Below are 13,834 nucleotides of genomic sequence, written 5' to 3' on the forward strand. Positions count from 1 at the left end.
GCTAGCGGTCCTTGCTGTTGCCGCCGCGGCGGCCGGTACGGTTGCGCATCAACTCAAGCTTGAGCAGCGCATCCGCAAGCATACTCTTCAGCCTGGCATTCTCTTCCTGCAGTTCGCGCAGCTTGCGACCATCGCGCGCCTCGCCGTTGCCTGGCTGGCCGTAGCGGCTGCGCCATCCGTAGAACGATGCATCGCTGAAGCCATAGCGCGCGCACAACTCGCGCACCGGCACGCCGCTGGCCGCCTCGGCGAGATAACCGCGGATCTGTTCTTCCGAATAGCGTCTATTCACGATCTCTCCGCTTCGCAACGGCGGGGGCCCAGGCGTCGCACAGCCGCGACGCCAACCGTGCCGACTCTCGCCGTAAGTTAGCCCAGCCCCGCCGCAAAAGGCAATTCAGTGTCTTCGCAGTGCGAGTTAAGAAAATTATCGCGACGCACCGGTACTACCGCTTGGCAGGCGTCACCAAATTTCGTTATTCCAATTTGGAAATTGCATGAACTGATTGCATGCAAAGGTCACCCAAGCGGGGGATGGAATACCGTTTCCCGTACCGGCATTTGACGCCAGCCCGGCCCGCAAACACTGATGCCAAGCCATGTCTGCGCAGCGATACAAGAGCGTCAAAAAAGAATTGACAGGTCTGTCATCAATTCAAGTTTCTAGGACTTTCTCTAAGCATGTATTAAGATTCCCCGGCATAACTAAATTTCACACGCGTTCGCACGACGCCCATGCGGTGCCGGCAGAAGCGCGGTCCGGTAGCGCACCACCCAGATATCGCCCTGCATGCCGGTACCCATCCCGGCCGTCGGCATGCGCGGGATTTAGTGAATCGAAGCGTAGCTACACTGTGGACCCTGCCACTGTGGGCACTGGCGTGTCACGCGTGCAGTGAAACATCCTGCAAGAGCCCTCGGCGCGGGACCTCATGCTGGCCCACGGGCTCACATGGCGTGGCACCGATCCGCGAGCAACCGTGGCGAATGCGCCGCGATGCGCCCTGGTTTCATGCGCGCCATCACTGGCGCATCGCTGTTTGCATCAGGCCGACAACGAAGAACGCGAAGTCATGTATCGGGAGAAGTCGGAATGCGTCATGTCAGCACAAAGTTATTGCATGTCTTTGTCCTGGTCATGGAGTACCGTGACCTGAGCGCGGTTGCGGCTTGCACCCAGGGACGCGTGCCCACGGTGGCGTACAGCCTGGCGCGCTTGCGCGAGATCACCGGCGACCCGCTGTTCGTCAAGCGCAACGGCATGCTCGAGCCCACGCCGCACGCGCTGCGCCTGGAACAGACGGCGCGCCAGATCCTGGCCAAGTGGAACCACCTGGTACGGCCCGGCGAACCGGGCCTGAGCAAACGCCGCGAAGGCGGCAGGCGCGTTTCCATCGGCTTTTCCTCATCGATCGGCGATCCCGTCATCACCGAAATCCTGACCGCGCTGTGCGAGCAGTTTCCGCAAGACAGCTTTGTCACGCGCCCGGTGATTGCCGACGCCGCCCTCGCCGGGCAACTGGGTGATGGCGAACTCGACTGCGCCTTCGTCGTCGACAGCGGCCATGATCCCGAACGCGTGCGCCAGCACAACATCATGGCCACGCCGCGCCGGCTGGTCAGCGCCACGCGCGGCGGCAGCCCGGATGAAAGCGAGAGCGCGTGGATCCTGTTGCAGGAAGACAGCGAGGCCGGCAGCCCGCTGCGAGCGTTCCTGAGCCGGCAGGCCAGCACGCCCGGGCATCGCGAGACGGTGGTGCCGTCCTGGCATACGCAGATCACGCTGCTGCATTCCGCCGGCGGTATCTGCCCGGTGCTGGATTTCAACGTGCCGCTGGTCACGCGCGAGCGCAAGACCCGGCTGCTGGCACCGCCAAGCAGCTTCCCCGAATGGGCCGCGCTGCATTTCTGGGGGCCGGAGCGCAGCCGCGACCAGGGCGTGCTGCGCGATGTCATGGAAGTCGGCAGCGCGGTGCTGCGCGACCCGCTCAAGGCCATCGACGGGCGCCGCAACGGGCGTCCCGCAGTCCCGGCCGAGGCCGCGACGACCTGAAGCAAGACGCAATCACCCGCGTGCCAACGAGCGCTGCTCGCCGCAAGGCGGCAGCGCTCTTTGTTATCACCGGCCGTTGTCACGGATCGGCGACAGCCATGTCGCTTATCCGATTGCCGAGATGAGTTTTCTGGACTGACCGCCCGCGCTACACGCGCGCGCGCGCTGGAAGGCGCAAGGATCTTTTCGGCGCGCGATTTACGAATCCTCCTAGTTCCGCCGCACGCACTCGCCGCTATGCTGCCATGGCATTGCCGCAGTCCGGTCATCTCCCGTCTGGCCCGGACCGGCGGTCATGCGAGCAGTTGTCCGGCGCCTCCAAGTCTGGCGTCATTTTTGCGCCGCACGTCGCCCAGGCGTGCGGCGTTTTCTTGACGTTGCCAAAGGCTGCGCCGCGTGAACCAGAACCGAGGAGCAACCTGATGGCATTGAGGATCCTGCTTGCCGACGACCACCCGCTGGTCGCGGCGGCCGTCGCCGACCGATTGCATACCCAGACCGGCTGGGAAGTCTGCGGCAGCGTGACCAGCGCGATGGCGCTGCTCAACAGCATCGACAGCCTGCGCCCCGATGTCGTCATCACGGACTACCACATGCCCGCGCAAGGCGAACGCAACAGCGACGGACTGCGGCTGCTGGCAAGCCTGCGGCGGCGGTATCCGTCGCTGGCGGTGATCGTGCTGACCATGATCACCAACCCGCTGGTGCTGCGCTCGATCCTCGACACCCAGGTGCACGGACTGGTGCTGAAGGACGCCCCGCTGACCGAACTGGTCACGGTGGTGTACCGCATCCAGCGCGGTTTTCATTACATCGGCAAGTCGGCCATGGAAGTACTGTCGCAGGCTGACCCCGGCAGCCTGGTGGGCGCGGGCCGGGCTGGCGCGGAACGCCTGTCGCGGCGTGAAATGGAAGTCCTGCGGCTATACCTGACCGGGCGCTCGGTCAGCGAGATCGCAATCCAGCTGTGCCGCAGCGTCAAGACCATCAGCCGGCAGAAGAACTGCGCCATGCAGAAGCTCGGCGTCACCAACGACCGCGAGCTGTTCGAGTTTGCCGCGCTCAACGGGCTGCTGCTGAGCGGCTGAGCGGCTGAGCGGCTGAGCGGCTGAGCGCAACGCTGCCCCGACATCAGGCCGCGTCGGCCTGCTCCGCCGCGCGGGCCTGTGCGTGGGCGATTCCCGCCTCCAGGCGCGCCAGGCCGCGCGACAGTTCGCGCATGGTGGTGGGCGAGACCTCGGACAGCACGTCCTCGAGAAAGGCGGAGCGCAGCGGCATGGCGCGTGCCACTACCTCGCGTCCGGCCGGCGACAGCGTGACATGGGTCACGCGGTTGTCGCGCTCGGACGTGGTGCGCTCGACCCAGCCAAGTTCCTGCATCGCCTTGAGCTGGCGCGTCAGCGCACCGGGGTCCATGACGACGAGGTCGGCCAGCGCCTTCTGGCCGATGGCGCCCTCCTGGTGATGCAGCGCATGCAGGATGCGCCAGCGCGGCAAGGGCAGTCCCATGCGCTGCTCGAACGCCCCCGCATAGGCGCGGTAGGTTCGGCCGAACTGCTGCAATACGGCCACGCTCTGTCGCTCCAGTTCCATCCATTCTCCTCAGGGTAAGTTGCCGCCGGGCTTCACTCCGCCGCCATCGCCGGCGCGGGGCTGCGGGTCAGCTTGATCGACGGCACCTGGCGCGCGCACCACACGCCCAGCGCGGCCGCCGCGCCCGCCACCACCAGGCCGAGATGGATAGACCCCACCAGCGACACGCGCGCCTGCTCCAGCAGCAATGCGCCATTGTGCCCGGCCTGCTCCAGCTGGCCGAGCAGCGCCAGCTGCGACGCCTTGTCGATCAGCACCTGCGGGTCCGCCATGCGCGACACCCACTGGGTCGCATTGGCGCCGGACAGCGCCTGTTCAACGCCGCCGGTATAGCTGCGCGTCACCAGCGTGCCCACGATCGCGGTGCCGACCATGCCGCCCACCATGCGCAGCGACTGCAGCATGGCCGTGGCGATGCCAAGGTGCTCGCGCCCCGCGGTCTGCTGCGCGAACACCGTCAGGTTCGGCATGATAAAGCCAAGACCCAGGCCGCCGATCAGCATGATGACCATCAGCACGCCATGCGGCATGCCGCGCGTGGCCTGCGACAGCCCCAGGCATGACAGCGCCAGCATGCCGAAGCCGGCATAGAGCATGGTGTTCGGCCGGCGGATGCGCGTCACGATGCGGCCGTTCAGGATGCTGCCGATGGTGATGCAGACCACCAGCGGCGTGATCAATACCCCGGCCTCCTTCGGCGAGTAGCCGAAGCCGCCCTGGAACAGCAGCGGCGCATACAGCAGCAGCGCAAACATGGTGAAACCGGCGAACACCGAGAGCCTGAACAGCGGCGCCAGCCCCGGATCGCGGAACATCTCGACGGGCAGGATCGGATTGGCGCAGCGCCGCTCCCACTGCCACAGTGCCACCAGCGCCACCGCCGCCAGCACGAGCAGGCCCGCGGTATAGGCGTCGAGGCCGCGCGCCGGCAACAATTCCACGCTCATCTGCAGACTGCCAAGCCCCGCCGCGATCAGCAGCGCCCCCAGCCAGTCCACGCGGATCGGCCCGCGATGCGCCTGCTGGCGCAGGTGCGGCAGGTAGCGCCACGCAAACCACAGCCCGAGCACGCCCACCGGCAGGTTGACGTAGAACACCGCGCGCCAGCCATACCACTCCGTCAGCAGGCCGCCGAGCGACGGTCCGACCGCATTGGCAATGCCGAACGCCGCGCTCAGCATCACCTGCCAGCGCAGCCGCACGTGCGAATCCGGAAACAGGTCGGCGATGCAGGCAAACGCCGTACCGACCAGCATGCCGCCGCCGATGCCCTGCAGCGCGCGCGCCGCCACCAGGAACGGCATGTTCGGCGCCATGCCGCACAGGGCCGAGGCCACCGAGAACACCACGATCGACGCCAGCACGAACGGCTTGCGTCCGTAGTAGTCACCCAGCCGGCCGAACACCGGCACGGTGATCACCGAGGTGAGCAGGTAGGCCGTGGCCACCCACGCGTAGTATTCGAACCCCTGCAGCTCCGCCACCACCGTGGGCAGCGCCGTGCCGACCACCGTCTGGTCCAGCGCCACCAGCATCACCACGAACGCCACCCCCAGCATGGCCAGCAACGATTCGCGAAACGGCAGCACCTGGCCGGCGGGCTGGGGACTATGTGGTTCGGAGGTCATTTTATTGCTCGATCAATCGTTGCATTGTCAAGAATTATAGGGCAACTTGCGCGGCCTTGCTCTGCTGTCTCAGGCTCGGTCGTCATGCCGGCGAGCGCCGCAATAAGCTCGCAGAGGCCCCACTACACCAACAAGGTGGCGCCCGCCCAGACGATCAGCACGACACCCAGCACACGGCCCGCGCGCTCGCCGCCAGGCAGGACTTTTTCAACAAAGACCACCAGGGACAACGCGGCGATCCACACGACGTTCATGATGCCGCCGACGAACAGCAGCGCCATCAGCACCCAGCAGCAGCCGACGCAGTAAGCGCCGTGGCGCAGTCCGAGCACGAAGCTGCCGGCAGCGCCGGGACGCCAGTGCGCCACGAGGAACGCTGCCGGCGCGCGGCACTGCGCCAGGCAGGCTCGCTTGAGCGGCAAAAACTGGTAGACGCCCGCCGCGAGCAGCACGGTTGCGGAAAGCAGAGCGCTCTTCGACCACAGCATCATTGCTGAAATGAGGCCGGTCGGTTGCAGCGCCAGCTGCAGCGATGCCGCGCCGATGGCGAACGCGAGCCATGCGGTGAGGTAACCGGCCAGCAGAAGCATCGACGCGGCAGCAGACCCGCCCACGGAAGCATCGTGATGCCGCAATACCCGCCGATACAGCAAGACGACCGGCGCCGCGCTGGGCGTCATCATCGCGATCATCATCACCCACCACATCAGGATGACGGTGGACAACGGCGTATCCATGCCACCCATGCCACCCGCCAGCCGATGCGGGAAAAGCGTGACTGCCGTCATGTCGAGCGCAGACATGCCGGTGCCCGCCCCCGTCCACAGATAACCCCACGACAACGCGACAATGGCAACGATGGCGAGCGACGTGATGGCGCGCTCGCGTACGAGGACGTATTCAAGACTGATCATCCGAAACTGCTCATGCCGTAGTGCGATGCCGGATCAGTCCCTTGTTATTCATGTGCAATCGTGCGAATTGCGCGTAGGTGCCGTTTAGGTCCACTGCGATATTGCCTTGCGAGCGGCTGGTGCCCGAGCCGATCTCGGCAAGCTCGTACTCGAAGCCGTGCGGTAGCTCGATCCGGGCACGATGTTCGGCGCCCGTCACCGGGTTGCGGATCGGTTCGCCGACGGTGTCGAACACGCCTTCGACATGGATCCGGCCGCGGCGGGCATCGACATCGACGTCGAAATCGATCTTCGTGAAGATCGGATCGAAGGCTTGCTCGAGCGTCGACGCGAATACCGCGAACATGGTCGCGAACGGCTCGGTGTCCTGCCCTGTCATGATCTTCAGCACGGCTTCGCGCTGGTCCGGGGTAGCCCGTTCATCGACGATCGGCTGGCACTTGCCCCTCCCTTCGTGGATCGGGCCGGGCCACTGGAACACCACCGCGATGTTGAGGCCGTCGAGCCGCACGTCGCCGTAGTAGCCATCGTGGATCGAGATCGCGCCCATGGCTTCGCAGAAGCCCCTGGTTGGCAGTGCGTTGAATTGGCAGGGGCAACCGTAGGAGCAATTGCAGTTGATCAGCTCGGTGCCTTGGATTTCCCAGGGGGTCATGGCAGTCCTCCTTGCGCTTGACGTCTAGAGCGCCTGCTTATCGTCCCCGCACGATGGGCAGTCTGGCTTGAATCTAGTGTGCAGCAGGGCGAAGTCAAGGCGCGATCTGCGCCAGCATGTGCGCTCGGCTTTCCATAGCGTGGTGATGTACCATCCCCGCAAACGGAGGTCGCCATGCCTGCACCGATGCGGAAGTGCCTGTGGTGGTACAAATTGTGCTGGATCCTGGTATTGCTGTGCGTTTGCGCCTGGCTGGCCGGTGCGCCCGGGCTGCTGGTGGTCGGGCTCTATATCGCCGCTTCGGCGGCAGGCGGCGCTTCGGCGGAGTACCTGGAACAGATCCGGCCAACCATCGTCGCCGATTTCGTCTGGTTCGTTGCCGTGGCAGCGCTGATGCTGTTCCCGCTTGCGCTGGCGATCCACAGCGTGCGCATCTATCGCCTGAGCCGGACGGACTGGACGTAGACACTATTCTGGCTGGATTCCGGATTGCTTCACTAGACTCCCCCAGCGCTCTACCTCCGCGCGCAGCCGGTCACCGAGTTGGGCGGGCGTCGACGCCTTCAGGTCGATGCCCTGGCTGTCCAGCCGCGCCTTGGTCTGCGGGCTCGCCAGCGCCGCGCGGACTTCGTCGGCAAGCCGGTTCACCACCGCCGTCGGTGTCCGCGCCGGCGCGACCAGGGCCCACCACTGGCTGACCTGCATGCCGGGCAACCTGGCCTCGGCGGCAGTCGGCACGCCGGGCAGCGCGGCCGCGCGCGCCGGGCCGGTCACCATCAGCGCCGAGATCTTGTTGCCGCCAAGCAGGCTGCTGCCGCTTGCCAGCGTGGCGAAATGCCCCTTGACCAGTTGTGCGGAGACATCGGTCAGCGCCGGCGCCGAGCCCCGGTACGGCACCGGGTCGACCGGGATGCCGGCCTGGCTTTCCAGCATCTTGGCGGCCAGGTGGCTGATCGAGCCGTTGCCGCTGGTGGCAAGCTGCAGCGGCGTTCCCGCCTTGCGCGAATCCGCCAGGAAGCGCTGGATCTCTCCGGCGCGGTACTGCGTGCTGTCCGCGAACAGCACCAGCGGCGCCTCGCCCAGCAGCGAGACCGGCGTGAAGTCGCGCAACACGTCGTAGGGCATCTGGCGGAATACCGACGGCGCAACGGTGTGCGCCAGTTCGATCACGCCCAGCGTGTAGCCGTCCGGCGCGGACTTGGCCAGCGTGTCGGCGCCGATGCGGCCGGAGGCGCCGGCGCGGTTGTCGACTACCACCGGCTGGCCCATCGATTCGCTCATGCGCTGCGCCACCGCACGCGCCAGCGCATCGGTACTGCCGCCGGCGGCCCAGGGCACGATCAGGCGGATCGACTTTTCCGGATAGGCCGCCAGCGCCGCCGGCATATGCGCCGCGAGGCAGCAGGTGATGGCAGTCAGCAGGTAACGCAGCTTCATGAGTGTCTCCCCAAGGTGTTTGAATTTATGCCTGGCCCGGATCGCGGTCGCCGCGCGCGGTCAGCATCAGCATCACGGCTTCGGTCCGGTCGATGCGCCCGTCGGCGCGTAGCGCCTGTGCCGCGGCAAGGCCCGCGCCGGCGCACAGTTCGACCCAGAATCCCGCGGCTGAAAGATGGCGGGTGCCGTTGCGTGCCGCCGCGTCGTCGACCACCACCGCACCGCCGCCCGAGCGCCTGACGGCAAGGACCTGCTGGGCGGTCACGGTGGAGCCGGCGGTGGAGAACTGAAGCGTCGTGCCGGCGAAGTCGGCCTGCTGCGACGCGCCCGCCAGCACCCGCGACAGCCGTGGAAACGGCTCGACCGCCCACAGGCGCGGCAGCTTCGGCAGGTGCCCCAGCGCAACCAGGTCCCGCAGTGCGCTGTAGATGCCCCACAGCAGGTCGCCGCGCGCGGTCGGCACGATCACATGGTCGGGCCGGCACCCTTGCGCCACCCATTCCAGCGCAACGGCCCGGTAGCCTTCCACGCCGAATACCGGACTGCCCACCGCGGGCACGCTGTAGTTGGTCAGCGCGAAGGCGCCGTCGTCCCGGACGCGCCGGCGCACATGCGCCCAGCGCGCATGGCCGTTATCGCAAACGACGCGCCGTGCGCCGTAATGGCGTAACGCCGCGTCGAACACGGCGGGCAGCGCCTGGTAGGTCGCGACTTCGCAGTCCAGCCCCGCGGCGGCGCAATAGGCCGCCGCCGAAACCGCGGCGTTGCCGCTGGATGCCAGCACCACCTCGCGCGCGCCGGTATCGAGGGCCCGGCTGACGGCCTGCGCCGACATGCGGTCCTTGTGCGAGCCGGTCGGGTTCGCGCCTTCGTTCTTGATCCAGACCGACGCCACGTCGGCCAGCAACGCCAGCGCCGGCACCGGAATGCAGGGCGTGGCGCCCTCCCCCAGGGACACGCCGTCCAGGTAGGGCTGCCAGTGGCCCCATGTATAACTTCCGCTTTTCGGTGCAAAATCCAGTGCCTGGGCGTCGTAGACCGCTTCAAGGCTGCTTGGCTGGCCGGCGGCGGCGCAGGCCGGGCAGCCTTCCGGCATGTCGTCGAGCGGATAGCGCGCGTGGCAGGTGATGCATCGCAGCGCCTGCATGGCCGGGTTGATGAGCGGTTGGGTCGGAGGCGGATTGCCGCTGGCGCGCATGGTAAAGACTGATGGCCGGAGTGAAAGTGGCTCGAGTCTATGCCAGCCCACGACGCCATTGCGCAGGCGTGCCGATGATCGACTTAAGTAAAACTTATAGGGTAGAGATGGAGACAGCCGCCGACGATTCAGGTATCAGCGCCCGCCAGGTCGAAGTGTTCCGCATGGTCATGCGCCTGGGCTCGGCGCGCCGTGCCGCCGAAGCGCTGCATATCAGCCAGCCCGCCGTGACCCAGATCGTGCTGCAGCTGGAAAAGGCGGCGCGGCTGAGGCTGTTCGACCGCAGCAAGGGGCGCATGGTGCCGACGCCCGAGGCGGCGTCCCTGATGGATGAAGTCGAACGGGTCTATGTCGGCCTCGACGCCGTGCAGCGCCGGATCGATCAACTGCGCGCGCATGAGGATACGGTGCTGCGCGTGGGGGTGTTGCACGCCATGGCATCCAGCGTAATGCCGGCGGCGGTGGCGGACTTCATCCACAGCTATCCACGCGTGCGTTGCCAGCTGGAGGTCGACAGCTCGCGCGGCCTGCGCGAGCGCTTGCTGCAACGCGAACTCGATATCGCCTTCATGGGCGATGAAGCGGACACCAGCGGACTGACCGCTTCCGAGTTCTACGCCGTGCACGCCGTCTGCGTCGCGCCGGCAACGCATCCGTTCGCGGCGCGCACGAAGATCGGCATCGAGGACCTCGCCGACGTACCGCTGATCGGGCTAGACGCCGCCGACCCCGCCCAACGCCGGCTGCAGGCGTGCTTTGCCGAACTCGGCATCGCGCCGCGCTTCGTGACAACGACCCCGTACAGCCATACGCAATGCTCGCTGGCGCTGGCCGGTGCCGGCCTGGCGATCACCAATCCGCTGGTCGCCCGTACCTATGTGGCGCTCGGCCTGCGTAGCGTACCGCTGACCGCTCCGGTTCGGTTCCGCGCCATCCTGGCCTTCCATCCGGGCCTGGGACAATCGACCGCGGCACAGCAGTTCGTCAGCCTGTGTCGCCAGCGCCTGGCCGGTCTGCTGTAACGGGGACACGGCTGCGGCGACTTCCTCAGGCGGCATGGCTGCCGCACTGCGCCTCCAGCCGCTCCGCCAGTTGCTCGAGTTCGGCATCGATGGCTTGCCAGTCGGCGCCGACTGCGCCCAGCCCGGCGCGCCGCACGGTCTGTTCCAGCCAGCGGCAGGCCTGGCTTTGCACCGGATGGCCCATCACCGACAGCGCGCCGGCGAGCCCGTGCAGGCGCTGGGCGAAGGTTTCGGCATCGCCGGCGCGCAGCGCCTCGGCCAGCGCGCGCTGGTCGCTGCGCAGCGCATCGGCATGCAGCACGGCGCCGCCGGCGTGCAGGTCGGGCACCGTGCGTGCGGTCACGCGGGTGCCGGAGAAGTCTTCGAGCAGCTCGCGCAGCGTGGCCAGGCCGACCGGCTTGGTCAGGCAGCGATCGATGCCGGCGTGCCGGCAGCGCTCGGCCACATCGGGCCCCACGCTGGCCGTAATGGCGACGATGGGCATGCCATGTCCCGCCTCGCGCAGGCGCCGCGCCAAGGTGAAGCCATCCATGCCGGGCATCTGCAGGTCGGTCAGGATCAGGTCGTAGTGCCGGCCCGACGCCAGCGACAGCGCCTCGGGACCGTCGCCGGCCAGGTCGACCGATTGCCCCAGGCTTTCCAGCTGCTCGCGCATGACCACCTGGTTGATGGGATGGTCCTCCACCAGCAGCAAGGCCAGCTGCGCAGCGGGCGCCTCGGCACGTGCCGGCGCGCAGGCGGGCACCGCCTCAACCTCCGCGCCCGCGGCGGCCGCGATGGCCGCGACCAGGCCTTGCCAGGCGTAAGGCGAGGCCACCACGGGGGTCTGGGTCAGGTCCGGTGCGATCGGCGCCAGCGCGGAAATCACGACATCGGCATCCGGGCATTGGGACAATGCTTCTTCGTCGCAGACCAGCACGTCGACCGGCGTCACCGGGGGCGCGCCGGGATCGAACCTGACCGCGCGTGCGCCGTAGTACCGCAGCAGCTGCTCGACGCCCTGGTAGAGCTCCTGCAAGGTGACGTTCAGGCCGACGGTCAGCCCGCGCAACGCGGCCTGCGGCCAGGGCTCCGCGGGCGCTGGGATGCCGGCGCTGGCCAGCGGCAGGCTCACGATAAAGCAGCTGCCCAGGCCCGGCTCGCTGACCACGCGGATCTCGCCGCGCATCAGCTCGACCAGCCGCCTGCAGATCGACAAGCCCAGCCCGGTGCCGCCATAGTGGCGCGTATCGGGCTGCTCGGCCTGCACGAACGGCTCGAACAGGCGGCGCTGGTCGTGCGCCGCAATGCCGATGCCGGTATCGACCACGCGGATCTCGACGCCTTCGGCGCCGCCGCCCTGGGCAGAGCGCAGGCGCCTGGCCGTGACGATCACCTTGCCCTGCTCGGTGAACTTGACCGCGTTGCTGACCAGGTTGTTCAGGATCTGCTCCAGCTTGACCACGTCGGCCATCACCGGCTCGGACAGCGACGGATCGTTGATGCACAGCAGGCGCAGGTGCTTGCGCGCGGCTTCGGCGGCAAAGCCCCGCGTCACTTCCTCGACCACCTCGTCGAGCCGGCACGGCCGCGGCTGCAGCGACATCTGCCCGGCCTCGATCTTGCTGAAGTCGAGCACGTCGTTGATGATGTCGATCAGCGATTGCGAGGCGTGCTGCATCACGGCCAGCTGGTCGCGCTGGCGCGGCTCGAGCCGGGTCAGGCTCAGCAGTTCGATGCTGCCCAGCATGCCGTTCAGCGGCGTGCGGATTTCATGGCTCATGGTGGCCAGGAACGCGGACTTGGCCCGGTTGGCGGCGTCGGCCGCGCGGATCGCCTCGCGCAGGCGTGCTTCGCCGCGGCGTGCCTCGGTGACGTCGTTGAGCGCGCACAGCAGTGCCGCGCGCACTTCGTAGGTGATCTGCACCAGGCGCACTTCCAGGTAGCGCGTCTCGCCGTTGCGGCAGGCCATGTCGACATCGAAGCAAGGCAGCACCTGCGGCGGTCCTTCGGCGTTGGCACCGCTGCTGGCCAGGCGGGCCTCGCACGCGTCCTGCAGCTGCGCCAGCCCGGCGGGCGTAGCCTGGTCGATCAGCGACTGCGCCGCGGCATTGGACCGCAGTACCTGGCGCGTGCTGCGCTCGACGATCATCAGCCCCACCCCCGCCACCTCGATCACGAAGCGGCCCAGCGCATCGCTCTCCTGCAGGCGCTGGGACTGGCGCTGCGCCGGGCGCATGATGCGCCGGTCGACCAGCCAGATCCACGCGAAGATCAGCAACGACACCGAGCTGGTCAGCCCCAGCATCCACAAGGTGTTGTCCCGGAACTGCCCCCACACGCGGCCGAGCTCGACCACGGCCACGGTGCGCCAGCCCCAGGCGTCGAGCGGATACTCCAGCACCACGTCATGCTGCAGCAGCCCGTGCCGCACCAGCGACGATCGCACCGTACCCGGCCGTGCGCCGTCCGCCGCAAGCGCCGCGGCCACGGGCGCCGCCAGCGGGCCGGCCGGCATGCCGCCGGGGCCCAGCACCATGCCGGCATCGGTCACCAGCATGAAGTCGCCATCCACGGCCTGGCCGTCGGGCAGCATCGGTGACAGCGGGAACTCCATGGCGAGCACCGCGGCCGGCTCGCCACCGTCCTGCACCAGCGTGGCAAAGGTCACCGTGCGGATGCCGCTGATCCAGTCCTGCGCCGGCGGCAGCATCACCGCCTGGCCCGGATGGGCAAGCAGGCGCGCCAGCAGCGCCTCGCTGCGCAGCCGCTGCAGGGTGTCGCGCAGGAAGGCCTGGCGCGCGTCGTCGCGCTGCAACAGCATGCGCGCCGGATCGAGCCGGCGCGGGATGACGTACAGCTGGTCGGCCTGCAGGTCGATCAGGTAGGCGTTCTGCACCTCGCGGTATTGCAGGTTGTTGAGGCGGAAGGTGAACGTCATCACCTCGGCCAGTTCCTTCAGCCGTTTGCGCGGCACGCCGGCGCTCGCGGGTGGCACCAGCAACGCGATGTAGGGCCGGTCGCCGCGGCGCTGCAGGCGGTCGGTCCACTGCGTGTCGCGGACCGCCGCGACATCGTCGGCCAGGCCGATATCGGACAGCCGCGTCAGCGATCCCTGCGCGCGCACGGTCAGCGCTTCGGCCCGGTGCAGCGTCGACTGCAGGTCTTCGGATTGTGCGCGCAGCACCATGCCTTGCCGGTCGATCGCCTCGCGCAGGCGGTAATGGAGCAGCACGCCCCAGGACAATACGGTCAGCCCCACCACGCAGGCCGAGAACAGATAAACCAGATAGCGGATCTGGCGAATGCTCAACGGCAATGCGGCGCTGCTGTCGGCCGGCATCAGCCTTTTCAT

Annotated in this window: 12 protein-coding genes; 4 read left to right on the top strand and 8 right to left on the bottom strand. The window is 67.7% G+C overall.

Translation table 11 applies throughout. The features are described 5' to 3' along the window. Position 1: 1 nt before the first annotated feature. A complete protein-coding gene (locus A2G96_RS28465; RefSeq protein WP_062803494.1) occupies positions 2-292 on the bottom strand; it encodes a transposase in 291 nt (96 codons plus the stop codon). A gap of 801 nt (positions 293-1,093) precedes the next feature. Here A2G96_RS28465 and A2G96_RS28470 point away from each other — a divergent pair. Next, the gene (locus A2G96_RS28470; RefSeq protein ID WP_062803495.1) at positions 1,094-2,053 is read left to right on the top strand and encodes a LysR family transcriptional regulator; all 960 of its coding nucleotides are present in this window, start codon (positions 1,094-1,096) and stop codon (positions 2,051-2,053) included. A 422-nt stretch (positions 2,054-2,475) separates the two neighbouring features. Further along, on the top strand, positions 2,476-3,141 hold the full coding sequence (locus A2G96_RS28475) for a response regulator (RefSeq protein ID WP_062803496.1): 666 nt from the start codon (positions 2,476-2,478) through the stop codon (positions 3,139-3,141). A gap of 43 nt (positions 3,142-3,184) precedes the next feature. Here A2G96_RS28475 and A2G96_RS28480 read toward each other — a convergent pair whose 3' ends face one another. From A2G96_RS28480 to A2G96_RS28495, 4 genes are all read right to left on the bottom strand, one after another. Continuing rightward, positions 3,185-3,646, bottom strand: coding sequence for a MarR family winged helix-turn-helix transcriptional regulator (locus A2G96_RS28480; protein WP_062803497.1), 462 nt, complete (start codon positions 3,644-3,646; stop codon positions 3,185-3,187). A gap of 32 nt (positions 3,647-3,678) precedes the next feature. Beyond that, positions 3,679-5,274, bottom strand: coding sequence for an MDR family MFS transporter (locus tag A2G96_RS28485; RefSeq protein WP_062803498.1), 1,596 nt, complete (start codon positions 5,272-5,274; stop codon positions 3,679-3,681). 122 nt (positions 5,275-5,396) lie between these two features. Then, positions 5,397-6,188, bottom strand: coding sequence for a DUF2182 domain-containing protein (locus A2G96_RS28490; RefSeq protein ID WP_062803499.1), 792 nt, complete (start codon positions 6,186-6,188; stop codon positions 5,397-5,399). Between the two features lie 10 nt (positions 6,189-6,198). Then, positions 6,199-6,843: a DUF1326 domain-containing protein gene (locus A2G96_RS28495; protein WP_062803500.1), complete on the bottom strand. Its 645-nt coding sequence runs from the start codon at positions 6,841-6,843 to the stop codon at positions 6,199-6,201. 174 nt (positions 6,844-7,017) lie between these two features. Here A2G96_RS28495 and A2G96_RS28500 point away from each other — a divergent pair, with 174 nt between their 5' ends. Next, the gene (locus A2G96_RS28500; RefSeq protein ID WP_150124277.1) at positions 7,018-7,308 is read left to right on the top strand and encodes a hypothetical protein; all 291 of its coding nucleotides are present in this window, start codon (positions 7,018-7,020) and stop codon (positions 7,306-7,308) included. A 3-nt stretch (positions 7,309-7,311) separates the two neighbouring features. On the opposite strand, the gene A2G96_RS28505 is transcribed toward A2G96_RS28500, so the two are convergent. Together A2G96_RS28505 and A2G96_RS28510 are read right to left on the bottom strand one after the other, a co-directional pair. Next, a complete protein-coding gene (locus A2G96_RS28505; protein WP_062803502.1) occupies positions 7,312-8,280 on the bottom strand; it encodes a tripartite tricarboxylate transporter substrate binding protein in 969 nt (322 codons plus the stop codon). Between the two features lie 25 nt (positions 8,281-8,305). Continuing rightward, complete coding sequence (locus A2G96_RS28510) at positions 8,306-9,478, bottom strand: pyridoxal-phosphate dependent enzyme (RefSeq protein ID WP_062803503.1); 1,173 nt, start codon at positions 9,476-9,478, stop codon at positions 8,306-8,308. A 107-nt stretch (positions 9,479-9,585) separates the two neighbouring features. Between A2G96_RS28510 and A2G96_RS28515 the strand changes: the two genes are divergently transcribed. Then, positions 9,586-10,500, top strand: coding sequence for a LysR family transcriptional regulator (locus tag A2G96_RS28515; protein WP_062803504.1), 915 nt, complete (start codon positions 9,586-9,588; stop codon positions 10,498-10,500). A gap of 25 nt (positions 10,501-10,525) precedes the next feature. Here A2G96_RS28515 and A2G96_RS28520 read toward each other — a convergent pair whose 3' ends face one another. After that, positions 10,526-13,834 carry a hybrid sensor histidine kinase/response regulator gene (locus A2G96_RS28520; RefSeq protein ID WP_062803505.1) on the bottom strand — a complete coding sequence of 1,103 codons (3,309 nt, stop codon included), beginning with the start codon at positions 13,832-13,834 and terminating at the stop codon, positions 10,526-10,528.

It is taken from the genome of Cupriavidus nantongensis, from assembly GCF_001598055.1.
Lineage (GTDB): Bacteria > Pseudomonadota > Gammaproteobacteria > Burkholderiales > Burkholderiaceae > Cupriavidus > Cupriavidus nantongensis.